The sequence below is a fragment of the Couchioplanes azureus genome, assembly GCF_014648355.1.
Classification (GTDB): Bacteria; Actinomycetota; Actinomycetes; order Mycobacteriales; family Micromonosporaceae; genus Actinoplanes; species Actinoplanes azureus.
The window spans coordinates 1,431,542-1,457,511 of sequence record NZ_BMQY01000001.1 but is presented as its reverse complement, the minus strand read 5'-3'; the positions used below and the strand labels follow the sequence as shown (position 1 = coordinate 1,457,511).

At 71.3% G+C, this 25,970-nt stretch carries 21 protein-coding genes; 5 read left to right on the top strand and 16 right to left on the bottom strand.

The window, feature by feature from the left end; translation table 11 throughout:
* Positions 1–277 precede the first annotated feature (277 nt).
* Entirely contained in the window at positions 278–949 is a 672-nt protein-coding gene (locus tag IEY99_RS06690; RefSeq protein WP_189200231.1) for a hypothetical protein, read from the top strand.
* 15 nt (positions 950–964) lie between these two features.
* Here the strand turns inward: IEY99_RS06690 and IEY99_RS06685 are convergent, their stop codons facing one another.
* The 3 genes from IEY99_RS06685 to IEY99_RS06675 form a co-directional block, all read right to left on the bottom strand.
* Positions 965–1,417, bottom strand: coding sequence for a hypothetical protein (locus IEY99_RS06685; protein WP_189200229.1), 453 nt, complete (start codon positions 1,415–1,417; stop codon positions 965–967).
* Between the two features lie 417 nt (positions 1,418–1,834).
* Entirely contained in the window at positions 1,835–2,059 is a 225-nt protein-coding gene (locus tag IEY99_RS06680) for a DUF397 domain-containing protein (protein WP_071804030.1), read from the bottom strand.
* Positions 2,023–2,904 (bottom strand): helix-turn-helix domain-containing protein, encoded by an 882-nt coding sequence (locus IEY99_RS06675; protein ID WP_189200227.1) that lies wholly within the window; start codon positions 2,902–2,904, stop codon positions 2,023–2,025. Before IEY99_RS06675 ends, IEY99_RS06680 begins: the two co-directional genes overlap by 37 nt.
* A 434-nt stretch (positions 2,905–3,338) precedes the next feature.
* Here IEY99_RS06675 and IEY99_RS06670 point away from each other — a divergent pair, with 434 nt between their 5' ends.
* Positions 3,339–3,638 (top strand): hypothetical protein, encoded by a 300-nt coding sequence (locus tag IEY99_RS06670; RefSeq protein WP_189200225.1) that lies wholly within the window; start codon positions 3,339–3,341, stop codon positions 3,636–3,638.
* Between the two features lie 33 nt (positions 3,639–3,671).
* Here IEY99_RS06670 and IEY99_RS06665 read toward each other — a convergent pair whose 3' ends face one another.
* Positions 3,672–4,424, bottom strand: coding sequence for a PASTA domain-containing protein (locus IEY99_RS06665; protein ID WP_189200223.1), 753 nt, complete (start codon positions 4,422–4,424; stop codon positions 3,672–3,674).
* A 250-nt stretch (positions 4,425–4,674) separates the two neighbouring features.
* Between IEY99_RS06665 and IEY99_RS06660 the strand changes: the two genes are divergently transcribed.
* Positions 4,675–6,321 carry a Hansenula MRAKII killer toxin-resistant protein 1 gene (locus tag IEY99_RS06660; RefSeq protein WP_189200221.1) on the top strand — a complete coding sequence of 549 codons (1,647 nt, stop codon included), beginning with the start codon at positions 4,675–4,677 and terminating at the stop codon, positions 6,319–6,321.
* 110 nt (positions 6,322–6,431) lie between these two features.
* On the opposite strand, the gene IEY99_RS06655 is transcribed toward IEY99_RS06660, so the two are convergent.
* Positions 6,432–8,003: a glutamate-cysteine ligase family protein gene (locus tag IEY99_RS06655; RefSeq protein ID WP_308427016.1), complete on the bottom strand. Its 1,572-nt coding sequence runs from the start codon at positions 8,001–8,003 to the stop codon at positions 6,432–6,434.
* A 569-nt stretch (positions 8,004–8,572) separates the two neighbouring features.
* A complete protein-coding gene (locus tag IEY99_RS06650) occupies positions 8,573–9,154 on the bottom strand; it encodes a YceI family protein (RefSeq protein WP_189200219.1) in 582 nt (193 codons plus the stop codon).
* Between the two features lie 99 nt (positions 9,155–9,253).
* On the opposite strand from IEY99_RS06650, the gene IEY99_RS06645 reads away from it, so the two are divergent.
* Positions 9,254–9,748: a MarR family winged helix-turn-helix transcriptional regulator gene (locus tag IEY99_RS06645; protein WP_189200217.1), complete on the top strand. Its 495-nt coding sequence runs from the start codon at positions 9,254–9,256 to the stop codon at positions 9,746–9,748.
* Positions 9,749–10,138: 390 nt separating this feature from the next.
* Here IEY99_RS06645 and IEY99_RS06640 read toward each other — a convergent pair whose 3' ends face one another.
* From IEY99_RS06640 to IEY99_RS06595, 10 genes are all read right to left on the bottom strand, one after another.
* Positions 10,139–12,619 carry an ATP-binding protein gene (locus tag IEY99_RS06640; RefSeq protein WP_189200215.1) on the bottom strand — a complete coding sequence of 827 codons (2,481 nt, stop codon included), beginning with the start codon at positions 12,617–12,619 and terminating at the stop codon, positions 10,139–10,141.
* Positions 12,620–12,743: 124 nt separating this feature from the next.
* Complete coding sequence (locus IEY99_RS06635; protein ID WP_189200213.1) at positions 12,744–13,901, bottom strand: acyl-CoA dehydrogenase family protein; 1,158 nt, start codon at positions 13,899–13,901, stop codon at positions 12,744–12,746.
* Between the two features lie 25 nt (positions 13,902–13,926).
* Positions 13,927–15,453, bottom strand: a complete 1,527-nt coding sequence (locus IEY99_RS06630) for an acyl-CoA carboxylase subunit beta (RefSeq protein WP_189200211.1) — start codon at positions 15,451–15,453, stop codon at positions 13,927–13,929.
* 248 nt (positions 15,454–15,701) lie between these two features.
* A complete protein-coding gene (locus IEY99_RS06625; protein WP_189200209.1) occupies positions 15,702–16,868 on the bottom strand; it encodes a chaplin family protein in 1,167 nt (388 codons plus the stop codon).
* A gap of 261 nt (positions 16,869–17,129) precedes the next feature.
* Positions 17,130–18,125 carry a hypothetical protein gene (locus tag IEY99_RS06620; RefSeq protein ID WP_189200207.1) on the bottom strand — a complete coding sequence of 332 codons (996 nt, stop codon included), beginning with the start codon at positions 18,123–18,125 and terminating at the stop codon, positions 17,130–17,132.
* Positions 18,126–18,333: 208 nt separating this feature from the next.
* Positions 18,334–19,215 carry a hydroxymethylglutaryl-CoA lyase gene (locus IEY99_RS06615; RefSeq protein ID WP_189200206.1) on the bottom strand — a complete coding sequence of 294 codons (882 nt, stop codon included), beginning with the start codon at positions 19,213–19,215 and terminating at the stop codon, positions 18,334–18,336.
* Between the two features lie 28 nt (positions 19,216–19,243).
* The gene (locus tag IEY99_RS06610; protein ID WP_189200204.1) at positions 19,244–20,581 is read right to left on the bottom strand and encodes an acetyl-CoA carboxylase biotin carboxylase subunit; all 1,338 of its coding nucleotides are present in this window, start codon (positions 20,579–20,581) and stop codon (positions 19,244–19,246) included.
* A 344-nt stretch (positions 20,582–20,925) separates the two neighbouring features.
* The gene (locus IEY99_RS06605; RefSeq protein ID WP_189200202.1) at positions 20,926–21,528 is read right to left on the bottom strand and encodes a TetR/AcrR family transcriptional regulator; all 603 of its coding nucleotides are present in this window, start codon (positions 21,526–21,528) and stop codon (positions 20,926–20,928) included.
* Positions 21,529–22,236: 708 nt separating this feature from the next.
* A complete protein-coding gene (locus IEY99_RS06600; protein WP_189200200.1) occupies positions 22,237–23,136 on the bottom strand; it encodes a sulfurtransferase in 900 nt (299 codons plus the stop codon).
* A gap of 5 nt (positions 23,137–23,141) precedes the next feature.
* Complete coding sequence (locus IEY99_RS06595) at positions 23,142–23,915, bottom strand: SGNH/GDSL hydrolase family protein (RefSeq protein WP_189200198.1); 774 nt, start codon at positions 23,913–23,915, stop codon at positions 23,142–23,144.
* A 142-nt stretch (positions 23,916–24,057) separates the two neighbouring features.
* Between IEY99_RS06595 and IEY99_RS06590 the strand changes: the two genes are divergently transcribed.
* Entirely contained in the window at positions 24,058–25,785 is a 1,728-nt protein-coding gene (locus IEY99_RS06590; protein WP_189200196.1) for a proline--tRNA ligase, read from the top strand.
* Positions 25,786–25,970: the final 185 nt, after the last annotated feature.

The window sequence follows — 25,970 nt, the reverse complement described above, 5'->3', positions numbered from 1 at the left end:
GGGATCCCCGCCGCGTCGCGGAAGGGATCCCGGCCGACCTCCCCAGGTCGTGTCCGTCGCCTCCGGCGCGCGGCCCCCGATCGGTCCCGAAGCCTCCGCGTCGCCGGGTTTCTGGCACCCGACACTAGGACACGCGTCACGGTCGCAACAGGGGGCATTGTCCGCTTCGCCCATTGGAATGAGTACGCGGCGTAATAGCTCAACCACACCTTGTCACGACGGCGCCCCTAGGGGGAGCCGATCCGGTGATATCCCGGTTTTGCAGGTTGCGCGGCTGGTGAAGTCTGTCGATGTGAACACCACGACGGACCTCATCCTGGCCGGCGCCCTCGCCGCGGTCTGGCTCGCCGCCGGGCTGCTCGCCGACGCGCTCCCCGGCGCCCACACGGCCCGCGCGCTCCGGCAGCGGGCCCGCGCGTTGTCCACGATGGCCGGTGCCGGGATCGCGGTGTTCGGCGTCGTGCTCCTGGTGACGGTACTGGCGCCCGGTGGGTCCGCGGCGCCGGCGGCCGCGCTGCTCCCCGCCGTACCCGCGCTTCTGGTGGTGACCGTGACCGCGCGTCGCCTCACCCACATCCGGCGCGGCGTCAATGCGTTCGCCACGGCGCCGCTGGCGCCGGCGCCGCCGGCATTGCTGGCGGCGGCCGCCCATCCGCTGGTCGCCGCGCCTCTGCAGGTGACCGGCCTGGCGGCGGCGATCGGCGTCGCGACCGTGGCCGGCGTCGTCGACGTGCCGGGGGCCGACGTCACCGGCGGGGCGCTCACCACGGCCGCCCTGGTCGTGATCGTGCTCGCGGCGCGCCACGCCGTGCGGCACAGCCGGCTCAGCGTGGCCGCGCTCGCGCCGCTCTCCCACGGCCGGCTGGACGCCCGCCCGTCCGCGCAGCCGAAGGCCGAGGTGGACGCCTCCCCGACGGTGCCGGCCACACCCGAGATGGTCGTCGGTTAGGTTCCGGCCGGCGGCCTACTGGCGCTTGGCTTCCTGCACGTACAGCAGCTCCAGGATCGAGCGGGCCGCCTCGAACCAGCGGTCCAGCCACTCCGCCGGCGGCAGCGTGCCCCGGGCGGGAAGCTCGAACAGCAGGCCACGCAGCAGCGGATGGTCCGCCATCGACTGCGAGGGCGCCGCGTCGACCCAGCCACCCGGCGAGAACACCGGTTCGGTGAGGCCCTGCATGTCCAGCGAGGGCAGCTTCGCGGCCCGGTCCAGCGCGCTGGTCGGCTCGATCGGGGTGCGGGTCGGCAGGCCCGACGAGGACAGGCTCGGCCCGCTGCCGCGCGACACCAGTTCGCCGTCGCCGTTCTCGGCCGCGAGCGCGGCCTCGCGCCGGTTCTGCCGGTACGCGCTCACGCCGCCGCTGAAGCGGTCCTGCGCGGTCGACGTCCCGTTGCTCAGATTGTCGGAACCCATCGTCATTGTCTTCGCCTTGCCTCGCTCGTTGAGTTGACCCTGCCCGCACCGTCACGCGAGGGGGACGGTCAGCCGTACGGGCAAAGCAGCGTTACGCCGGCGCGGTCCGGTCCGCGCTTACGGCGTTCAACGAGGAGACTCCCCGCGGGCGACGGTACAAATACGGCAAAATCCGGCAGTACGAGCGCGGAACGTGCCTGGTTTACCGAGCGGCGGGAGCGGGTAGGAGGCCCCGCTTACCCGGTGGCGCCGGCGATCGGAACGGCCGGCTCACTCGGTGGCGCCGGCGATCGGAACGGCCGGTGTGCCCGGTGATGGGGGGCCGGAACCGGTCGGCGACCACGCTCCGTCGGCGGAGCGACAGCGGCCGCCGAGCCGGTCCGGCACCGTCCCCCGCAGGGTCCACGCCCGGTGATCCGCGACCTACAGGTCGAACTCGCCGTCCTTGGCACCGCCCACGAAGGCGTCCCATTCCTCGGCGGTGAAGATCAATGCGGGTCCCGTCGGGTTCTTCGAGTCGCGTACCGCGATGGCCTCGTCCACGAACGCCACCTCGACGCAGTTGTCGCAGTTGGGGCCACTGCGCGTGCTCTTGAACCACTCCGCGCGGCTCAGATCGATCCGGAAACCCTTGGTCTCGACTTCCACAATGGCTCCTCTGCCAGCATTACGATCATGTTCTTGGACTCCTCGGGTGAGAGGGCCGTCGCCTGGATGGTGTCGAAGATGGAGTTGTACTTGCGGAGTTCGTCGGTCTTCTCCAGGAACAGACCGCCCGTCGCATTCTCGGCGAACACCACGTTCGGGTCCTCGGCATCGGGAAAGTCGAGGATCGCGAAGGTGCCGTCCATGCCGGCGTGGGCACCCACCGCGAACGGCAGGATCTGGAGAGTCACGTTCGGCAGCTCGGCCATCTCGGCCAATCGCAGCAATTGATCTCGCATGACCTCGTCGCCGCCGACCGGCCGGCTCAGCACCGCCTCATCGAGCACCACCCAAAGATCGATCGGATCGTCCTGAATCAATAACGCTTGGCGAGCCATTCGGACTCGTACCCGCTGCTCTAATTCTTGCTCCGTGTCACCCAATCGGGCGGATCGAATCATGGCAATTGCATACCTGTCGGTCTGCAGAAGCCCGGGCACCACCTGCTGCTCGTACGCCCGGATCGACTTGGCCGCCGCCTCGAGCCCCACATAAGCGCCGGTCAGAACCGTGCTGAAGGGGTGCCACCAACCCTTTTGGCGCGCCTCCCGGGCGATCTGCACCAATTCGTCGGACTCCGCGCCATTGATTCCGTAAATGTCCAACATGTCTTTTACGTCGCGCGGGGTGGCGCTGGTGTGCCCGGTCTCGATGCGGGACACTTTGGACGGAGAGCAGCCCAGCCGATCGGCCACCACTTCGATCGTCACGCCCGCCGCGTCGCGGTATCTGCGCAGTTCAGCACCGAGTCGGCGACGACGGATGGTAGGGCTGCGGCGGGGATTCACGCTTACCTCCGAGGGTGCGGCGCAACGACGACGCGCTCCGCCGTACGGTGCTTGTCGGTCTCAGTCTCTCTGTTGATCTCTTGATCCTTCAAGCGTCGATAGTGATCACTTGGTCACGGACGGCTGACATGCAACTTGCATCGATCCCAGGCGTGGTGCAATCTTTCGGTATGGCGGAAGTCACTCAATGCCCCTCGGTGGCGACGCCTGGCCCGACGGTCCGCGCGCGCGGAGTCGGCTCCGACCAAGGTCCTACATGGACTCCATGAAGTCGCGGTTCCTGGCGGAGACCGACGGCGGCGCCCGGCACGGTGGTGGAATTGGCATCCCCACGACGTTGCCAAGGCGTACGAGCCGGGCACACTGGAACATCTGTGTTCGCTGTACGGCAAAACGGTGTTTGCCTCGAAACTGGTTTCAGGACAGGAGTTGACGTGCTTCCTCGGTCCGGCGATGTCATACACGTGACGAAGGCGGCGAGCGTCCAATTCTCATCGCCGATGCTTTTCCGGGTCATCCGCGTTCACGACTGGCCCACGTACGAGGGTTGGATCTGGCTGGACGGCTACGAGCTCAACTCCTCGGGCGACGCGGTGGAGCGCCGATCGATCTTCGTGCAGCTGAGTGGCCTGCGCCAGGTCGGCAAGGCGCCCGATCCTCGTACCCGCAACGGCCGTCAGCCGGGCCTGAGCTCGGGCGTCGTCCCGGCCCGGGCGATGCGCGCCAACCGCTGAGCCCGGCCGCCGCCGACTGCCCGAAACCCCTGGTCAGTCCTCGTCGGCGTCCGCGCCGTCGGGCACGGTCGACGGCGCTCCCGACGCGGTGGGTGCCGCCGCGACGATCAGGTTGACGATGGTGTCGTCGGGCACCTGCCGGCCCTCGCTCGGATCGCTGTCGATCACCGTCCCGGGCGGCGCGTCCGTGGTGGGCACGTAGCGCAGGCGGTAGTTCAGGCCGCTCCGGTTGAGGGCGTTCCTGGCCTCGTCCAGCGACCGCCCGCGCAGCGCCGGGATCGCGACATCGCGGGGTGAGCTCGGCGGGGGGCTCGACGGCTGCGTGGTCGTCGGTGCCGTCGACGGCGGCAGGGAGGTCGGCTCGGTCGTCGGCGCGGGCGACGCCGACTTCGTCGGGACGGTGACCGGAAGGTCTTCCGAGTCGTCCCGGGTGGACTGCGCGATCAGCCAGACGCCCCAGCTCAGCACGCCGAGCAGCAGCAGCGCCACCAGGCCGACGACGATCGGCATCCACCACTTTCCCGGCGGCTCGTCGCCGGGCGCCGCGGCCCAGTCCCGGGTGGCGTCCACGTCCGGCCCGGGCCGGCGCACCCCGGCGCGACCCGCCCAGATCTGGTCGTCGTCCGCCCAGTCCCCACCCGCAGGCGCTCGATAGACGGCCGTCGCGTCGTCGGGACCGGCAGGATAGACGGCCGTCGCGTCATCGGGACCGGGCCGATAGACGCTGGTCACATCATGGGCGCCACCGGGATCGACGGTCGTCTCGTCGCCGACGGCCGGAAACATCGCCGTGCGGTCCGAGCCCGCCGCCGGACGCGGCATCCGATGTGTGGAATCGTCCCCCTTTCGGGGGCCCTCGTCCGGGTGTTTTTCTCCGTCACGGGAAGCTTCGTCGCGGAAAGGGAAGAACTCGCCGGTGTCGTCGGACATCGCCGTACCTCTCCTTTCGCCCGGTTCCCCGGAATCAACTTAACCAATCCTGAAGCATCGGCTCATCGATTCGCAGGCATCGTCCTCGACCGCTACAGTGCCCCGCATGGCCGCTAGGGGCTGGACAGCGCAGGTGGGAGCCGCGGCCGGGGTGGCCGCGGGGACCGGCGCCGCCCAGCTCGGTCTGGGCTACGGCCTGGGCGTGGTGGTCTGGCCGACGGGCGTCACCACCGACCCGAGCGTGTGGCAGAGCAGCCTCGGCTGGGCGACCTGGACGGCGGCGAGCGCCACCGTGTTCGGCGCGGTCGTCGCGGGACGGCTCGGCCGGGCGGCCGGAGGGCCATGGCGCTTCGCGCTGGCGGCCTCGGCGGCGGTCGGCGCCCTGCTGACGGTCGCGCTGATCGCGCTCCCGGCACGAGGTTCCGTACGAGTGGACACGTTCTCCCCCGAGACGGTCGCCGGAGGGTACGCGGTCATCGGCGTCCTCCTGGGACTCGTCCTGGCCTACTGGGCGGTGGTCTCCTATCCGGCGGCCACCAACCTGATAGCCACGGCGTGCTGGCTCTGGGCCCTGGCCGTCGCGGCGGTCGTGGTGGACGTCTTCTGGCACCGGCCGACGGCGACCTATCTGTCCAGCTGGCAGTTCGTGACGGCGGACGGCGGCGGCACCATCCACTGGCGCGAGGCGCTGCTCACGCTGCTGGCGGCGTTCGTCCTCGGCGTGGTCGGGGCCTGGCCCGCCGCGCGGCGCGGAAACCTCGGCGTCGGCGCGGCCGCCTCGGGCGCGGTCGGGCCGCTGCTGGTCGCGGCGGCCTTCTTCGGCCTGGCGCCACAGTTCACGACCGCTCTCGGTCCGCTCGGCTCGGCCTATCTGACGGCACCGTACGCCGTCCTGGCCGGACTCGCGGGCTCCGCGGCGACGATCGCCCTGGCCCAGCAGCGGGCCACCCGGCGCGCGACCCGTGCGGCGGCGGCAGGTACCGCCGGAATCCCGGCTCAGCGTCCGTCCCTCACGGCCGGCCGCAGTACGGCCCGTCCCGCGAAGGCGGGGACGTCGGCGGGATCCGCGCAGACGGCAGCGTCGCCGCAATCCGAGCGAGTGGACTCGTCTTCGCAATCCAGGCGACCGGGGGCTGCGCCGCAATCCGGGCGGACGGGAGCGTCGCCGCAATCCGGGCGGACGGAAGAGAACCAGAAAGTCACCGCTACGGAGGTAGCCGGACCACCTGCGGAGCGGGAGAAGCCGTCTCTGCTGCGTCGACTGCGCCGTGGAGGGAACGACGCCAAGCGAGACCCCCAGCGACCGGCCGGCGATTCGACCTCGGTGGCGACCGGGCGCGCACAAGCGCCGGCGGCCGCTCGATCGTCCCCCCAGGCCTCCCCGCCTTCTCCTGTGCCGTCCTCAGCGGCAGCGCCCTCTGCCGCGCAGACCTCAGCGGCAGCGCCTTCACCTGCGCAGAGATCGGCGGCGGCCGGGCGTGAGACGGTCGCACGGCCGCCGGCCAGCCCGGACATCGCGAGGATCAACCCGCCGACGGCGGACGGGGCCACCCCTAGCGCGTCCGGCACCGCGCCCTCGGCCGCGGAGGACACGCCTCCGCCGGCTGCCGGTGCAAAACAGACCGCTGCGTCCCCGGCCAAGTCGGCCCCGGCGGCCAAGAAGGCGCCCGCCAAGAGGGCGAGCGCGCCCAAGCCGGCGTCGCGGTCCAAGCCCGCGCCGAAGGACACTCCCGCCAGCGACGATCCGGCTTAGCACCAGCTCGCCGAATCCCGCCGGGCGTGGCCGGATCGGCGGCTCGGCGGCTGGCCGGAAATGACCGGATCGGCGGCTCGGCGGAGCGGTGGACGGGGAGCGGGCCGGCGCTAGTCGGACGGCCAGGTGTGGACCGGCTCGTTGGTCTGCTGGTGGGCGCTGTATCGCAGCAACATGTCGTGGAGCGCGGCGTCGCGGTCGAGGCCCTTGTGGTGCTCGGCGTGCCACACCGCCGCCGTCTGCCAGGTTGCCCCGTTGCGGCCGGTGCGGCAGCGGCCCTCGATGATGCCGAGCAGGCGGTCGCGGTGCGCGGCGCCGACGCCGAACTTCGCCAGGCCCTGGTGTGCCCTGGGGAGGAGGACGTCGCGGACCAGGTCGGATACCGGGCGTTCTCCCGTACCCGGCCAATGGATCGTGGTTTCCATGCCTCGGCGGGCCGCCGCGTGGAAGTTGTCCTCGGCCGCCGGGAAGGGGAGCCGGCTCCAGATCGGCCTCTCCTCCTCGGCGAGCTGGCGGGTCAGGCCGTAGTAGAAGGCCGCGTTGGCCAGCATGTCCGCGACGGTCGGTCCGGCGGGCAGCACCCTGTTCTCCACGCGGAGGTGCGGGCGGCCGTTCATGACGTCGTAGACCGGGCGGTTCCAGCGATAGACCGTGCCGTTGTGCAGCCGCAGTTCGCCGAGGCTCGGCACCTGACCGCGCTGCAGGACCGCGATGGGGTCCTCCTCGTCCAGGATCGGCAGGAGCGGCGGGAAATAGCGGACGTTCTCCTCGAAGAGGTCGAACACCGAGGTGATCCATCGCTCGCCGAACCAGACGCGCGGGCGTACCCCCTGGGCCTTGAGCTCCTCCGGCCTGGTGTCGGTGGCCTGCTCGAACAGCGCGATCCGCGTCTCGGCCCAGAGCCGGCGACCGTGCAGGTACGGGGAGTTGGCACCGATCGCCACCTGGATCGCCGCCACCGCCTGGGAGGCGTTCCAGTACGCGGCGAACTTGTCCGGCGGCACCTGCATGTGGAACTGCACGCTCGTGCACGCCGCCTCGGGGGCGATCGAGTCGTTCGCCGTCTGCAGCCGTTCCACGCCGCGGATGTCCACACTGAACTGTTCGCCGCGGGCGCCGGCGATCTGGTCGTTGAGGGCGCGGTACCGCTCGTTGGCCGAGAGGTTCGCCAGGACGAGATGGTCCGGCTTGAGGGTCGGCAGGCTGCCGATGAGCACGATCGTGGCGTCGGACTTGCGGGCCCGCTCCTCGGCGCGGGCCAGGCTGTCGAGCAGGTCCCGCTCGTAGTCGGCGAAGCCGTCGCCGCAGATCATCCGGGGACGGGCGTTGAGCTCGAGGTTGAACTGGCCGAGCTCCGTCTGGAACATCGGGTCCGCGAGGTCGGCGAGGATCTCGGCGTTGCGCATCGCCGGTTCCGCGTCGGCGTCCATGAGGTTGAGCTCGATCTCCAGGCCGGTCATCCGGCTGTCGGTGTCGAACGGGATGCGACCCGATGGTTCGTCGGCAGCCAGGCGCTGTCGCGCGCCGGGTCGTTCCTCGACGAGGAGGCGTGACCGGTCGCCGGCGGGGGCGTCGCGCCGGTCCAGCATCAGAGCGAGGACGTCCAGGCAGCGCCGGACCTTCTGCCGATAGTGGACCCGGTCCTCGTTGGAGAAGACGGAGCCGGAGAGGTCCTTACCCATCGATCCTCCTGGCACGTTCGCGTGACGCTCTCACGTTATGTGGGCCCAGTAACCGTGGCCAGGGACGAAACGGACACTCATCAGCTCTGGGTGAGCGTGCGGACGCGCTCGGTCCACCATCGCATCCCCCGCGGCCTACCGCCACCGGTGTGCCACAAGGTGGTGCGGTAAGGGCTAAGACGCTGGTCGCAGGGGGTGCCTGGGGATCGGGAAACCCGTGCGGCACGGGACCGGGCGGGGGTGATCGAGGTACCGAAACCGGTTACGGCGCGCATCGCCGGGGATCGCCGCAAAGCGGGTGATCGCCCACTTGGCGGGACAGGCGGGACCGGCGGGACTTGCGGGACCGGCGGGACCTGCGAGGCGGGGATCGAGGCTCAGGCGGGCGCGGACGCGCGAAAGGCGCCGCCCGCATCGGGTGGCGCCTTTCGTCAGCGACTCCGCGTAGCTCATCGCCGGGGCATTCACTTGACCGGCGCGGGTTCGGGACTGGCGGAGATCCGGGGCGTTGCGCCCCGGCGTGCCGTCGGGGCCGGCGGAGATCCGGGGCGTTCCGCCCCGGCATGGGCTCAGGCCTGCCGGATGGCCTCGCCCTCGATCTCGATCTTGACCTTCTTGCCGATCATGACGCCGCCGGACTCCAGCGCCATGTTGTAGGTCAGGCCCCAGTCCTCGCGGTCGATCTCGGTGGTGGCGCTGAAGCCGAAGACCTGCTGACCGTACGGGCTGACGGTCGCACCCTCGAACTCCACGAGGAGCTCGACCGGCCTGGTGACGTCCTTGATGGTGAGCTCGCCGTCGAGGACGATCTCGTTGCCCTCGAACGACTTGATGCCGGTGCTGCGGAACTCCATGGTCGGGTACTTCTCCGCCTCGAAGAAGTCGCCCGTGCGCAGGTGGTTGTCGCGGTCGGCCTGGCCGGTCTGCACGCTGGCGGTCTGGATGGTCGCGGTGACCGAGGACTCGAGCGGGTTCTCGGCGATGGTGATGGTGGCGGCGGCCTCGGCGAAGTTGCCGCGAACCTTGCTGACCATCAGGTGGCGCACCATGAAGCCGACCCGCTTGTGCGCGGCGTCGAGCTCGTAGGTGCCGGCGGCCGGGATCTGGAGACCCTGGAACTCGCGGGTACCCGTGGCGGCGGTGTCGGTCATGACGTGTCCTCTCGGAGGCTGAGCAAGTATTTGTCTGACGTAGCAACTATATGCCAAGCAATATTCCTCCTGTCAAGCGAACGCTGCTACGATGATGGTGTGGGAACCAACTTCGACGACCCCCGATTCACGGCCTTCGGTCTCTTCGCCGAGGCCTTCACCGGCCTGACCAACCGCTTCGCCGCCCAGTTCGAGCAGCACCGGCTCTCGTCGGTCGAGTTCGAGGTGCTGCTGCGGCTCGCACGGTCCCCGGAGAACCGGCTGCGGATGACCGACCTGGCCGGGCAGACCTCCCTGTCCACGAGCGGCGTCACCCGCGTCGTGGACCGCATGGACCGCGAGGGCCTGGTCCGCCGGGAGGCCTGCCCCAGCGACCGCCGCAGCTCGTACGCGGTGATCACCGACGCCGGCCTCGCCCGCCTGGACGACGTCCTCCCCGGCCACCTCGAGCTCATGCAGCGGTGGTTCATCGGGCAGCTCTCTCCGGAGCAACTCGCCGCGTTCACCGAGTCGCTGCGCATCATCCGCGACGCGGTCAACCCGTGCGCGACGGCGGGCACCACCGACCCCGAACCGACTCCGGCCGGGCGCTGACGGACGAACTACGCGACGGAGGGTGAGCCGTCGACTACCTGCACGTCAACACCGGATCGGGAACCGGCAGAAGTACCGGCAGAACCGTCACCACCCGGGGTCGAATCCCGCCTATCTACGCATTTCCCCAGGTCTACCCCGCTAGGGTGATCTCCGCAGGGGGACGCGGCGCGGCCGAGGCCGGGGCGTGATCAACGGGGGAGTCATCGTCCTCGCCGCGTTACCGGGGCGTTGCGACGGCCGGCGTTGTGGGGGGCACGGAAAGCGCCGGTCGTCCACGCCACCCGCGCGCCTCCATCGCTGCCGGCACAGCATCGCTGCCGGCAGAGGCATCGCTGCCGGCAGTGGCATCGCTGCCGGCAGTGGCATCGCTGCCGGCAGTGGCATCGCTCACTCCCCCGGCGCGCCGATCAGCTTGAGGTCTCGGGGCAACAGGGCAATTCCGCTCGTACGGCACATCTCGCGCAGCCGGTGCACCATCTTGGCCCGCTGCTCGGCCTCCCGCGTGCACCGGATGAGACCCACCATCGCCTCCACCGTGTCGCGGGGGTCGTGGCCTCCCTCGTACGCCGCCGCCGCGACCTCGAAGAGCTCGGCCGCCTTCCGGTCGTCTCCCCGCAGCAGAGCCAGCGAGCCTTCCACCACGGCCGCCGGGCCGTCCGCCGGCCCACCCGCGTCCGCCGGCCGCAGCTCCGCCAGGACGCCCTCGGCCTCCCGGGTGCGGCCGGCCTCCGCCAGCGCCAGCCCGATGGTGGCCAGCACGCGGCGGCGGTGACCCGGGTCGCCGACGTCCTCCAGCTCCGCGATCGCGTGCCGGCCCAGCCGGGCGGCCTCCTCGCACCGGCCGTCGAGGCGCTCCACCTCGGCGAGGTTGGCCACGGCGACGGCCCGGAGCCGGTGCTCGCCGCAGCGGCTGGCCAGCTTGTCGACCTCGGCCAGCCGGGCGCGGGCCGCCGGCAGGTCGCCCTCGCGGATCTCGTGCCAGGTGAGGTTGTTCTCGGCGACCGCCATGTCCCGGATCCGGCCGCTGCGCCGGGCCAGCTCCAGTGCCGCCTCGCCGTGGGCGCGGGCCCGGTCGTAGCCGTGCGCCGTCATCCACAGCGCCGCCAGCTGGGTGTGGGCCATCAACTGGCCGGCCACGTCGTCGAGCGCGGTGAACTCGGCGAGGGCCGCCTGCGCCGAGCCGATCTCCTCGGCGCCCGAGCCGTGTTCCAGCGCGAGCTGGGCCAGCCCGACCTTGGCCCAGGCCCGGACGGCCGGGTCGGCATCCGCCGTACGCGGGTCGGCCAGCAGCCGCCGCAGCCACTGCCGGCCCGTCACGTCGCGGCCGCGGAACCGCCACCAGCGCGGCAGGCAGGCCGCCAGCCGCAGCGCCGTGTGCGGATCCTCCTTGGCCGCGTACGAGAGCGCCGCACCGAGGTCGCCCGACACGTCGTCGAGGCGGGCGGAGGCCTCCGCGAGATGCGGTCCCTTGAGGTCCGGTGCGATGGAGAGTGCCAGGTCGGCCATCACCTCGGCGTGGCGCCGGCGCGCCGCCGGCAGGTCGCCCAGGGCCGCCGCCTGCTCGCAGGCGTAGTCCCCCACCACGTCGAGCAGCCGGAACCGGAAGGCCCGGGCACCGCGGGCGCTGAGCAGGCCGAGCTCGAGGAAGCGGTCCAGCAGGTGCACCACGTCGACCGACGGGTCGCGGTCGATGATCTTCTCGGCCAGGTCCAGCGACCACCGGTGGCGGAACGTCGCGAGGCGGTGCAGCGCCTTGCGCTCGGCGATGGAGAGCAGGCGGTAGCTGGCCGCCACGGCGTCGCGGACCGAGACCACGCCGGTGTCCGCCGGGCGGCCCTGCAGGTCCCGGGCCGCCACCACGCCGCCGGCCGGGCGGCCGGAGAGGTCGAGCACGCGGTCGCCGTACCGATCGAGGATCTCCGCGACGGTGAGCACGCGGCCGCGGGCCGCCGCCAGCTCGAGGGCGATGGGCAGGCCGCCGAGGCGGCGGACGAGCGCGACCAGCGGGCCCACCTCGTGCGGCTCGACGGGTGTGCCGCGGACCTGGGCGAGCCGGTGGAGGAAGAGCGCCACGGCCGGGTAGCCGGCCGCCTCGGCGAGGGTCGTCCCGGCGCCCGCCGGCGGGGCGACCAGCGGCGCCACCGGCTGGACGCGTTCGGAGGGCAGGCCGATGGGATGCCGCCCGGTGGCCAGGAAGCGCAGCGTCGGGTGCTGGGTCAGGAGCCGGCCGAGGGCCTCGGCGAGCGCCTCGGGCGCACGGTCGACCGCGTCGATGAGCAGCAGTGCCGAGCGGCCGGCGAAACGCGGGCCGAGATCGTCGGGGCGGCCGACCCCGAAGACCGCGGCGACGCCGCCGAGCACCTCACCCGCGGTCGATCCGTCGGTGACCACGACGCCGGCCACGCCGCCCGGATAGGCCTCGGTCAGCCGGTGCGCGACGGTCAGCGCCAGGCTGGTCTTGCCGACCCCGGCCAGGCCGACGAGCGTGATGCCGCGGGACCCCTCGCCGTGCGGCCGGGACAGCCGGGTGACCAGCTGGGCCACGTCGTCGTCCCGGCCGATCAGGTCGCTCGCCGGCGGCAGCCGTACGTAGCGCGGCGGGGCCTGCAGCTGTGAGGAGTGCCCGCGGGCGGCGGCGAGAAAGGCCAGCCGGTCGGCCCCGGCCAGCCCCAGCGCGGCGGCGAGCAACTCCGCCGTGGTGCGCTGCGGCCGGGAGGCCCGGCCCCGCTCCAGATCGCGGACCGTCCGCACACCGACCGCCGCACGCGCCGCGAGCTCTTCCTGGGTCAGCTTCGCCCGCAGCCGGTAGCTGCGCAGCACGGCGTCGAATCCCGGACCTTCGTGGCCCGCCCCGTGATCGGACGTCATGAAGACGAACCTAGGCAGACATGGCGATGAATGCCGAGTTCATGCGCCCGATTGTCGACTAACCGACGCAACCGCCGCCGGTTCGGCGGCGGACCGGCCGAGTCCAGGCCCTACAGTCCAAGCCCTACAGTCCCAGCCCCCGGGCGATCAGCATGCGCTGCACCTCGGAGGTGCCCTCGCCGACCTCGAGGATCTTGGCGTCGCGGTAGAAGCGTCCGACCGCGGACTCGTTCATGAAGCCGTAGCCGCCGTGCACCTGGGTGGCCCACCGGCTGTTCTCCATGGCCGCGTTGCTGGCGTTCAGCTTGGCGGCGGCCGCGTACCGCTTGAAGTCCTCGCCGGCGAGCATGCGCGCCGCCGCGTCGTAGTAGCCGAGCCGCGCGGTGTACGCCCGCATCTCCATGTCCGCGATCATGAACTGGACGGCCTGGTAGTTGCCGATCGGCTGGCCGAACGCGTGGCGCTCCCTGGCGTACTTCACCGACTCGTCGACGCAGCCCTGGGCCAGCCCGGTCGAGAGGGCGGCGATCGCGATCCGGCCCTCGTCGAGGATGCGCAGGAACTGGGCGAAGCCCCGGCCCCGCTCGCCGAGCAGGTTCGCCGCCGGCACGCGGACGTCGTCGAACGCGAGCTCGTGCGTGTCGGACGCGCACCACCCGACCTTGGAGTAGCCGGGGGCGACCGTGAAGCCTGGGGTGCCCGACGGCACGATGATGGTGGACAGTTCCTTGGAGCCGTCCGGCCGCGTCCCGGTCACCGCCATGACGGTCACCAGGCTGGTGATGTCGGTGCCCGAGTTGGTGATGAACGCCTTCGAGCCGTTGATGACCCACTCGCCGGTCGACTCGTCCAGCACGGCCCGGGTGGTCGTCCCGGCGGCGTCCGAGCCCGTGCCCGGCTCGGTGAGGCCGAACGCGGCCAGGGCCTCGCCGCTGCAGAGTTGCGGGAGCCAGCGGGCCTTCTGCTCGTCCGTACCGAAGCGGTAGATCGGCATGGCACCCAGCGAGACGGCCGCCTCCAGGGTGATCGCGACGCTGCTGTCGACCCGGGCCAGCTCCTCGAGGGCCAGGCAGAGCGCGAAGTAGTCGCCGCCCATGCCGCCGTGCTCCTCGGGGAAAGGCAGGCCGAAGAGGCCCATCTTGCCCATCTGCCGGATCACGTCGTACGGGAAGGTCTTGTGCTCGTAGTGCTCGGCGATCACCGGCGCGACCTGCTCGCGGGCGAAATCCCGGACGCTGTCGCGCAGTGCCTCCTGCTCCTCGCTGAGCCGGAAGTCGACCATGGCGTGTCCCTTCGAGACGGTGGAACTAGACAGGCGTGACGCCGTGGCGGCGACGGGAGAAGGTGCGGTCCTTGCCGCGGGCGGCGCTGAACCGCCGCACGAGCTCGGCGCGCAGGTCACCCGGCTCGACGATGGCGTCGATCACGAGCTCGCTGGCGAGGCGCAGGATGTCGATGTCGCGCTCGTACTCGGCGCGGCGCTCGGCGATGAAGGCGGCGCGGTCCTCCTCGGGCAGCGCCGCGATCTTGTTGGCGTAGACGGCGTTCACGGCCGCCTCGGCGCCCATCACCGCGATCTTGGCGGTGGGCAGGGCGATCGTCGCGTCCGGCTCGAAGCCGGGGCCGGCCATCGCGTACAGGCCGGCGCCGTACGCCTTGCGGACCACGACGCAGATCTTGGGCACGGTGGCCTCGGAGATGGCGGTGATCATCTTGGCGCCGTGCCGGATGATGCCCTGCTTCTCCACCGCCGAGCCGACCATGAAGCCGGGCACGTCGGAGAGGAAGAGCAGCGGCACGTTGAAGGCGTCGCAGAGCTGCACGAAGCGGCTGGCCTTGTCGGCCGAGTCGACGAAGAGCACGCCGCCCTTGAACATCGAGTTGTTGCCGACGACGCCGATGACCTCGCCGTCCAGCCGGGCGAAGCCGACCGTCAGCTCCTTGGCCCACAGCGCCTGGATCTCGAAGAACGAGTCCTTGTCGACGATGCCCTTGATGTAGCGGCGCATGTCGAACGCCTGCCGCTCGCTCTCCGGGACCAGCGCGCCGAGATCCACTTTGGCCGGTGCGCCCGCCTCCGCGGCCGGGGGCTGCTGCGTGTAGTTCGACGGCAGATACGACAGGTACGAGCGGACGGCCTCCAGGGCCTCCTGCTCGGTCTTGCAGAGGAAGTGGCCGACGCCCGACTCGGCGCAGTGCACCCGCGCGCCGCCCATCGCCTCGAGGGTCGTCTTCTCCCCCGTGACCATCTCGACCATGCGGTCGGAGCCCAGGTACATGCTGGCGTTGCCCTCGACCATGGCGACCACGTCGCAGAAGGCCGGGATGTAGGCGCCGCCGGCGGCGGACGGCCCGAAGAGCGCGCAGACCTGCGGGATCGACCCGGACGCCTTGACCTGGTTGTGGAAGATCTTGCCGGCTCCGCGCCGGCCCGGGAAGAGGTCGACCTGGTCGGTGATGCGCGCACCCGCGGAGTCGACGAGATAGACCATGGGTACGCCGGTCGCGTACGCGCGCTCGATGATGCGGATGATCTTTTCGACCGTACGGGCGCCCCACGACCCCGCCTTCACGGTCGAGTCGTTCGCCATGATGCACACGTCGCGCCCGTCGATCCGGGCGTTTCCGGTGATCACGCCGTCCGCGGGGAGTCCCTCGGCCAGGCTGTTGGCGAAGAGCCCGTCCTCGACGAAGGAGCCGTCGTCGACGAGCAGGGCGATCCGCTCCCGGGCGAACAGCTTGCCCTTCGCGGCGTTCGCGGCGTGGTACTTCTCCGCGCCGCCCGCGGCCGCCCGCTTGCGCGCCTGCGCCAGCGCTTCGGTGTCGAATGCCACGTAGCCCCCTCGTTCCGTCCTGAACGATCGTTAGGCTAGCGCATTCCAGACTCTGGGACCAGGGCGTGACCCGTCGCCATGATCGGCAGGTCAGGCCCGCGAACGCGAACGGGAGCCCCCGCGGCTGCGAGGACTCCCGTCCGATGGTGCCGGTGCTGTGGAGGAGCACCGGTTTCTTCCCTGCTCGGCGCCGGATGGCGCCGCTCGGGCCACGCCCGGGACCGGCGTGACCCGGGTCATGCGGGGTCTTACTTGAGCAGCTTCGAGACCTCGAGGCCGCCCAGGTTGACGCCACCGGCGTTGCTCAGGCTCTGGGTGAGGCCGTCGACGGCCGTGGTCTCGGCTTTGTGGGCCTTGCGCGGCGCGTCGCCGTAGGCGTCGTCGTCGTTGCCCATCGAGCCGCCGTCGCCCGCGACGTCGTCGTCGTCGCCGGGGTAGCCGCCGTCGTTGTCGCCGTCGTTGTCCCCGTCGTTGCCGCCGTCACCGTCGTTGTCGTCGCCGCCGTTGTTGCCGCCGTTGCCGCCGGTGCCGTTCGAGCAGGCGGCCGCCGCGTCGGCCGCACCGAGCACGGCGAGCGCGTTGCCGCAGATGTTGATCGGGACGGTGATCGGGGCGGCGATCTGCGTGCCGTTCAGCAGGCCGACGTTGCCGCTGCTGTCCTGCTTGATGCCGCCACCCTGGTGGCCCGACTCGTTCTGCGACGCGCCGGCCGCGTTCGCCACGCCCAGCACCGAGACCGCGTTGCCGGTCACGTTCAGCGGCACGTGGACCGGGAGCGCGACCTGCGTGCCGTTCAGGGCACCGATGTTGCCCGAGCTGTCCTGCCGGATGCCCTCGGTGTGCCGGCCGCCGTTCATGCAGGCCGCCTGCGAGTTGGCCAGGCCCAGGACCGCCAGCGAGTTGCCGCAGACGTTGATCGGCACGTCGATCGGCGCGGCGATCTGGGTGCCGTTGGCGATGCCGACGTTGCCGGACGAGTCCTGGTCGATCTTGGTGTGCTCGGTCCTGGTGCTCTCGGTCTTGTTGACGCCGGTGCCGGCCGCGTTCGCCACGCCCAGGACGGAGACCGCGTTGCCCACCACGTTCACCGGCACGGTGACCGGGACGAGGATCTGCGTACCGTTCAGCACACCCACGTTGCCGTGGCTGTTCTGCGAGTACTTGCCGCCCTTGCCGTGCTTGCCGCTCTCGACAAAGTTGATGCCCTGACCCGCGGCGTTCGACTCACCGGCGACGCCGATCGAGTTGCCCACCACGTTCAGCGGCACGGCCACCCGGGTGAGCACCTGCGTGCCGTTGGCGATGCCGACGTTGCCCGAGCTGTTCTGGTCGGCGTGCGCAGCGGCCGGGGCCAGCAGCAGGGCGCCCGCGGCCAGGACACCGACGCTCAGAGTCTTACGAACCCAAGTCTTCATGGAGAGAAGAGCCTTTCGAAAATTGTCAGAAATGGTGAGTCGCGTATTCAATTGAATGGTGCTTCCGGGCGCAGCGGTGCCCTGGCTGTTTATCGGCTGCCCTGACCCCGCTCGTCGACGTGCGCCCATTCACAGGGACCGACGCTTTCGCTCGCGGTTGTGTGACGGCCCGGGCCTGGTGATGATTCGCCGCTTGTTCGCAAACGGTTCCAGGAATCGGGCCTCATCGCCTGGGGCGCTACCGCGCCCGGCGTGCCGCCACTAGTCAGGTGAGACGGTCGGTGCCTCGGCGTCGTGGCGCCGGACCTCGACATCGGTCGTGATCGACAGCCGGCGGCACGCCGTCGTGCTGTCCGCGACCGCTGACGGAAGGACGGCCGCTGAGGGACCACCGTCCGTCACGGTTCCCGATCCGGAGTTCGGGATCCCGTTCGCTGCCCCGAGGTGAACCCGCAGCGGTGCGGGTCCGTCACCATCGGGTGTTTCGCGTACCGTCGCCGGCGCACCGGCCGTGACGGTCTTTCCCACCTTGTGCCGCACCAGATCCACCGGGTGGACCGGCGCGGACTTCTTCTCGCTCGTGGCCACGTCCGGGCCGGGCACGCCGGCTGCCGGTGCCGTGACGACCGGATCCGAGAGCGCGGAGCCGGGCGTCGTGGCGCCCGCGTCCGGCTCCGGACGGTCCCGCTGTGGTGCCGCCGGCTCCGGTTCCGCCACGTCGCGCAGCAGATCGGTCACCGGAGCGGTCACCGGGGCGAGCGGACCGGTGTCCACCGCCTCGCCGGTGAGGCGAACGGGGGCGGTGATGCCCCGGACGACACGGTCGACCCCGCCCAGGGCGGTGCCCGTGTCCTTGCCGACCTGCGTGACCTCGCCGACCGTACCCACGAGCCGGTGGATCACGGTCGCCGTGCCGAGGTCGCGCGCCGGCTGCGTGAGCAGCCCGCCGGGGCGGGACCCGGTGCGTCCGCCGCCGGATTCGAACGGCTTCGCGGCCGCCTTCAGGACCCGGTCGGCCACCGGCGCGTCCGCACCGCCGCCGTGAACCACGGCGCCGAGCAGCGACGAACCGGTCGAGAGCACGTCGGTCGCCGGGTCACGGTCGGCGGCGTGGGCGGCGGCTCCGGAGAGCAGCCAGGCCGCACCGGCGAGACCGCCGACGACCAGTGCGCGCAGACCCCACCGGGATCCGGACCGTCCCCGTCGCCGCTCCGCCCCCTGGCTGTGGGGCGGCATGAGCGCGGGGCCGGTGGACAAGACGGCCGACGGACGGCGTGCCGGGCGCGGACTGCGCTCGACCCCCCACCCCGTCATTGGTCCCGCCCCTCGTCGTCGACTCGTGACCGGCGGCCGATTGATCGGCCACTCGGTATTGGTAACGAAGCGACACAGTCAGGGTCACGCGGACGAATGGAGAAAATCGATCGGACGTTTTCCGGTGGATTTGCAGAAAGGCGTCCGGTGATCAGACCAATCTGGTACGCGGCCCGGCCCGGAGAACGCCGGACGGCAGGGTGCGACCCAGCAGACCCTCGGCCATCTCCGCCACGTTGATCAGGGATTCCAGGTCGATACCGGTGGCGATGCCCATGTCCTCCAGCATGTGCACGACCTCCTCGGTCGCGATGTTCCCGGAGGCGCCGGGCGCGTACGGGCAGCCACCGATCCCGCCGACGCTCGCGTCGAACTCGGTCACGCCGAGCTCCAGGGCGGTCAGGACGTTCGCCAGCCCCGTACCCCGGGTGTCGTGGAAGTGGAGCAGCTCCGGGCGTACGGCCGAAAGCAGGTCACGGACCCGGCGCGGAGTCGCCATGCCGGTGGTGTCGCCGAACGCGACGCGGTCCGCGCCGTCGGCGCGGACCCGCTCCACCATGGCCGCCACCCGGTCGGGGTCGATGTCGCCCTCGAACGGGCAGCCGAAGCTCGTCGCGACGATCACCTCGAGCGTCGCCCCGGCCTCATGGACCAGCGGGATGAGCGCGGCGATGTCGTCGAGCGACTCCTCGGTCGAGCGGTTGAGATTGCGGCGGTTGTGCGTGTCGCTGGCGGAGACCACGACCTCGATCTCCGCGAAGCCGGCCTTGATCGCCCGCTCGGCGCCGCGGGTGTTGGGGATGAGCGCGGAGTACCGGATGTCCGGGTTGTGCCAGGCCCGCGCCCACACCTCGTCGGCGTCCGCCATCTGCGGGATGGCCTTGGGATGGACGAACGAGACGGCCTCGATCCGCTTCACTCCCGTCCGGGACAGGGCGTCGATCAGCCGCACCTTGTCGTCGGTCGGGATGGGCTCCTCGTTCTGGAGCCCGTCGCGGGGAGCCACTTCCCGGATCGAGACCGCCGTCGTCATCTCTGTATCCCCTCTTCCGTCTCCCGGGTCAGCGCATCCGCGACACGATGCCCGTGTCGTAGTCGCCGGACAGGAACTCGTCGTTCTCCAGCAGCTCGGCGAAGAACGGCAGGTTGTTCTTGGGACCGGCGATCTCGAAGCCGGCCACCGCGGTCCGCGCCTTGGCGATCGCGTCCGCCCGGTCGGCGCCGAAGACGATCAGCTTCGCCATCAGCGAGTCGTAGAACGGCGTCACGGTGGTGTCGGCCGCATAGCCGGAGTCCACCCGGACGCCCTCGCCGGTCGGCTCCACCCACGTGCTGACCTTGCCGGGACCCGGCAGGAACCGCTTGGGGTCCTCGGCGTTGACCCGCAGCTCGATCGCGTGCCCGGTCGTCGTGAGGTCGTCCACGTCGAAGGTGGGTGCCTCGCCGGACGCGATCCGCAGCTGCTGCTCGACCAGGTCGATGCCGTGGATGAGCTCGGTGATCGGGTGCTCGACCTGCAGGCGCGTGTTCATCTCCAGGAAGAAGAACTCGCCGGTCGTCGGGTCGAGCAGGCACTCGACCGTGCCGGCGTTGCGGTAGTTCACGGCCTCGCCCGCCTTCACCGCCGCGGCCAGGAAACGCGCGCGCAGTTCGGGGCTGACCGCCGGGCTCGGCGCCTCCTCGACCAGCTTCTGGTTGCGCCGCTGCACCGAGCACTCGCGCTCGCTGAGGGCGATCACGCGGCCGTCCGCCAGGCCAAGAATCTGCACCTCGACGTGGCGTACCCGCGGGAAGTAGCGCTCGATGAGCACCGAGCCGTCGCCGAACATGCGCTCGGCGAAACCGCGGACCTTGTCGTACTCGGTGCGCAGGCCGGCCTCGTCGTTCGCGACGGCCATGCCCATGCCGCCGCCGCCCGCGGCCGCCTTGACCATCACCGGGAAGCCGATCGCGGTCGCCGCCTCGATCGCCGCCTCCGCGGAGGCCGCCGGGTCCTGGGTGCCGGGCGCGACCGGCACGCCGGCCGCCGCCATCAGGTTCCGGGCATTGATCTTGTCGCCCATCGCGGTGATCGCGTCGGCGGACGGTCCGACCCACACCAGGCCGTTGGCTTCGACCGTACGGGCGAAGTCGGCGTTCTCGCTCAGGAAGCCGTAGCCGGGGTGGATGGCCTGCGCACCCGTCGACTTGGCGGCGGCGAGGATGGCCTCGGTGTTGCGGTAGCTCTCGGCGGGGTTGGCCGGCCCGACGCACACCGCCTCGTCCGCCTCGGTGACGAACGGCATGCCCGCGTCCGCCTCGGAGTAGACCGCGATCGACCGGATCCCCAGCCGCTTGGCGGTACGGATGATCCGGCGGGCAATCTCGCCCCGGTTGGCGATGAGCAGCGACTCGATCATTTCGCTCTTTCTCTTGTTCTCTACCTGAAGGGATCTTGCGACGGCTGGGGGTGGTTCGGGCCTTCCGTGGCCTTGCCCGCCCTCGGCCTTTCCCCGGCGGTGCTCGGGGTCTTCCTGGCTTTCCCGGCTTCCTCTGCCTTGCTCGGGGTCTTGTTGGCCTTCCCGGGTTCCTCCGCGTCTTCCCGACCTTCCCCGGCCTCTTCGCCTTGCGGGTGTTCGCCTTCTCGGTCCGCTCGGCCTTTTCGGGTTTGTCCGGCTTTTCGGGGGCTTTCGGCTTGCTCGGCCGTGTCTTGCCGTCCGAACCCTCGCCGTGATCTCACCCCGGCCACACCGGCCGGGCCCGGTCAGCGGCCGATCAGGGCATGCATGGTGGCCTCGCGCAGCAGTACCGCCCGCCGGCGCCGGTCCACCTCGCCGCCGAGGAAAGGCGTCGAGTTCATCAGGCCGAAGGCGGAGTGGGCGAGCACGCGAGCCTCGCCCGCGTCCAGCTCGGGACGCAGCTTGGCCAGCACGGCGACCCACTCCTCGACATAGAGACGCTGCAGGCGGCGGATCTGCCGGCGCGGCTCCTCGGGCAGCCGGTCGAGCTCGTGCAGGTGCAGGGCGATCACCGCCGGATGCGCCAACGCGAACTCGACATGGAACTCGATCAGGTCGGCGAGCGCGGCGCGCGCGTCATCGGGATGACGGGCGACCCGGTCCTTGCCGCCGTGCAGCAGGCTCTCGCTCACCGGGATGAGGGCGGCCACGAGCATGGCTTCCTTGCCGGCGAAGTGGTGGTAGAGCGCCGGGCCGGTGACACCCGCCGCCGAGCCGATGTCGTCCATCGACACGCCGTGATATCCCCGGGCAGCGAAGAGGCCGACCGCGATCTCGAGGATCTCGTCCCGGCGAGAACGCCGGCGCGGAGCCGGTGGTCCAGGACGCTGCTGCTGATCTACCGTCACCTCGCAACTCTAACCCGCTGTCAAGCCCGGCCCTTAACGGCCGTTCAGGCACTTCCGTATGCGAGGCGCCTTCCTCGAGGGTGTCGAGGCGCCTGCCGGCCGGCGGTAAGGCGCACCCAGCAGGGCATTGAGGCGCCTCCCGGGCGGGTGTCGAGGCACCTCTCCGCAGGGCGCCACACGGCAAAGCGTGGAGGCGCATTGTCGAGGCGACCTTCCGCAAGACGCCACACGACAGAGCGTGGAGGCACCGCGCGCAGAGCGTTGTGGCGCCTTCCTGCACGGCGTTTGAGGCGCCTCGGCCGGGCGTTTGAGGGCGCCATTGGGCACGGGCGTTGAGGCGACCTTCCCGCACGGCGTCGTAGGGTCCCCGGCACGACGCCGAGGCCGAAGGCCCCATCCCCGGGTGCGCGACGTGGTCAATTCCGGCCGCGACCTCGCCACCCTCCCCCGCACCCTCGGCCCACCCCGACGGCCCCAGAAACCCTCGGCCTACCCGACCGCCCATCGAACCCTCGGGACTGCCCCCCGGAGGGCCCATGGAGCTTTCGGCCTACGCCCCACCGCCCATAGAACCCTCGGAACCGCCCCGACGGCCCCTGCACCCTCGGGCCTGCCGCGGAGGTCCCGGGAACTCTCGGCCTACCCCGGAGGCAGCGGGTGCGCCCCGTCCCCTCTGCTCGGCCGGGTCGGGTTGAGCGGATCGGCGGATCAGGTGAGGCCGCCGGGCTCCGATCCCTTGGCGATCGGCGCGCGCACCAGGTTGCCCCACTCCGTCCACGAACCGTCGTAGTTGCGGACCTGGGGATAGCCGAGCAGATGGTGGAGTACGAACCAGGTGTGGCTCGACCGCTCGCCGATCCGGCAGTAGGCGATGATGTCGTCGCCGCTCTCCAGTCCCAGCTCGTCGCGGTAGATCTTGGCGAGCTCGTCGGCGGGCTTGAAGGTGCCGTCCTCGTTGGCCGCCGACTTCCACGGCTTGCTGACGGCGCCCGGGATGTGGCCCCCGCGGAGCGCGCCCTCCTGCGGGTAGGCCTCCATGTGGGTCAGCTCACCCGTGTATTCCTGCGGGGAGCGGACGTCGACCAGGGGACGCCCGGCCGAGATGTGTCCCATGACCTGGTCGCGGAAGGCGCGGATCGGACCGTCCTCCCGGACCGGCACCGGGTACGTCGCGGGCGGCCGTACCGTCTTCTCCCGGGTGATCTCACGGCCCTCGGCCACCCACTTCTGCCGGCCGCCGTCGAGCAGCCGGATGTCGCGGTGCCCGAAGAGGCTGAAGACCCAGAGGGCGTACGCGGCCCACCAGTTGAAGTTGTCGCCGTAGAACACGATCGTGTCGTCCCGGCCGATGCCCTTGGCCTCGCAGAGCGCCGCGAAGGCCGCCGGATCGAGGTAGTCGCGGGTCAGCTGGTCGTTCAGCTCGAGATGCCAGTCGACCTTCACCGCGCCCGGGATGTGCCCGGTGTCGTAGAGCAGCACGTCCTCGTCCGACTCGACGATCACCAGGCCCGGGGTGTCGAGGTGCGCGGCGAGCCACTCGGTGGTGACCAGCTTGTCGGGATGGGCGTACGCCTGCAGGGACGGCGCCGGGTCGTTCGCAACGGACATGGCGCTCACGCTATCGCCTCGACGGGGGCGAGCTCGGGACGCTTCGCCGTGACGGTGTCGCCCGACGAGGCACCGGCCAGCCGCCGCTTGATCCAGGGCGCCAGGTGCTGCCCGGCCCAGCGCAGGTCGGCGCCGCGGGCCAGCAGCCACGGGGTGGGCGCCGGCATCGGCGGCACGAGCAGCCACTCCTCCTTGACGCCCACGCCGAGCGTCTTCAGGACGTGCCCGGCGACGCGGCGATGCCCGGCGGCCGACATGTGCAGGCGGTCGGCGCTCCACATGACCGGGTTGTGGAAGGTCTTGTCCGCGTACAGATCGATGAGGTGGGCGCCGTGGCGCTCGGCGACCTGCCCGACGCCGTCGTTGAGCACGGCGGCGCGGGGGCCGACGATGCGCTGCCCGGGAAGGGTCGCGGTGACGTCGGCGAACCGGAAGAGGATCACGTCGGCGCCGGTCGCGCGCACCCGGGCGACCACAGAGTCGATCTTCTCCACCAGCGCCCAGGGATCCACCTTGCGGCGCAGCACGTCGTTGCCGCCCGCGGCGAGGCTGACGAGGCTCGGTCGCATCGCGAGGGCGGGCTCGAGTTGCTCACCGACGATCTGGTCGAGGAGCTTGCCGCGCACGGCGAGGTTCGCGTACCCGAAATCGGGGCCGGCCTCGACGGCCAGGCGCGCGGCCACCAGGTCGGCCCACCCGCGATAGGTGCCGTCGGGGTAGCTGTCATCCATGCCCTCGGTGAAGCTGTCACCCATCGCGACGAAGTTCTTCCAGGTCATGGGGCCTCCTCACGCCTGCTTCCTGGCCGGACCCACCGAGTTTTCCATTGCGGGCCGTCGGATGGGACGTGACGATGGCGACATCGACGCGCCTGTGGATAACCGGGTGTTTCGGTCGGACCGGCTCCCTACCATCACCGGCATGGTCCTGCGAATGTCCACGATGCTGCTCAAGACCCTCCGCGAGGAGCCGGTCGAGGCCGAGGTGCCGAGTCATCGGCTCCTCCTGCGTGCCGGTTACATCCGGCGCGCCGCGCCGGGCGGTTACACGTGGCTGCCGCTCGGCAAGATGGTGCTCGACCAGGTGACGCGAGTCATCCGCGAGGAGATGTCCGCCATCGGCGGGCAGGAGGTCGGCTTCCCGTCGCTCCTGCCGCGCGAGGCATACGACCTCAGCGGCCGCTGGGCCGAATACGGCGACGGCATCTTCACGCTGAAGGACCGGCGCGGCGCGGACCACCTGCTCGCACCCACGCACGAAGAGATGTTCACGCTGCTCGTGCAGGACATGACCAGCTCCTATCGCGACTTCCCGCTGATCCTCTTCCAGGTGCAGACGAAGTTCCGCGACGAGGCGCGGCCGCGCGCCGGGCTGCTGCGGGGGCGGGAGTTCCTGATGAAGGACGCCTACTCGTTCGACCTCTCCGACCAGGGACTGATCGAGGCGTACGGGAAGCATCGCGCGGCCTACCAGCGCATCTTCGAACGCCTCGGGCTGGAGCACACCGTCGTCTCCGCCATGTCGGGCGCCATGGGCGGCTCCGTCTCGGAGGAGTTCCTGGCCGCGGCCGAGGTCGGCGAGGACACCTTCGTCGGCTGCACCGCGTGCGACTACGCGGCGAACACGGAGGCCGTGGTCACCCCGGCGCCTCCCGCCGACGACCGCGAGCACGGCCCGCTGACCGTGCACGACACGCCCGACACCCCGACGATCGCCTCGCTGGTCGACCTCGCCAACGCCCGTGCCCTCGACGGCCGCACGGATTGGACGGCCGCCGACGCCCTCAAGAACGTCGTGGTGACGGTCCACCACCCGGGCAAGGAGGACGAGCTCCTCGTCATCGGCATCCCCGGCGACCGCGAGGTGGACCTCAAGCGGCTGGAGGCGGTGCTGAGCCCGGCCACCGTCACCATGTTCGACGACTTCGCCGCGCGCCCCGACCTGGTCCGCGGCTACATCGGCCCCCAGGGCATCAAGGCCCGCTACCTCGCCGACCCCCGCGTCGCGCCCGGCACGGCCTGGCTGACCGGCGCCAACGAGCGCGGCCGCCACGCCACCTCGGTGGTCGCCGGCCGCGACTTCACCCCCGACGGCACGATCGAGGCGGCCGAGGTCCGGGCCGGCGACCCGTGCCCCCAGTGCGGCAGTGGCGAGCTCACCATGCGCCGCGGCATCGAGATCGCGCACATCTTCCAGCTCGGCCGCCGCTACACCGACGTCTTCAAGGTCGACGTCCTCGGCGCCGACGGCAAGCCGGTGCGCCCGACCATGGGCTCCTACGGCATCGGCGTCTCCCGCGCCGTGGCCGCGATCGCCGAGCAGCACCACGACGACCGCGGAATCGTCTGGCCCGACGAGGTGGCCCCGGCGGACGTGCACATCGTCGGCGCGGGCAAGGAGGGCCAGATCGAGGCGGCCCTGACCCTCGCCGCAGAGCTGGCCGCAGCGGGCCTGCGGGTGCTGGCCGACGACCGCCGCAACGTCTCGGCCGGCGTGAAGTTCACCGACGCCGAGCTGATCGGCATCCCCCGCTGCGTCGTGGTCGGCCGCCGCCTATCCGACGGGTACGCGGAACTGCGCGACCGCCGCACGGGCGAACGCCGCGACCTCCCGCTCGCGGAAGTAGCCGACGCTCTCTCGCGGAGGTGACCAACGGATCGTCGACCGCCACGGCCCCGCGGCCGGCGACCGCCGCAAGGCTGTCGCCGCCGACGGGCCGGCGACCGCGACGGCGCTCAGCCGGCACGTTGGCGGCCGCCTGGACGTTCCCTGCAGTGGTGAGAAGCGCACTCGATCGCATCGCACGCCGGCGGGAGGCGAGCGTGGGGCGGCCG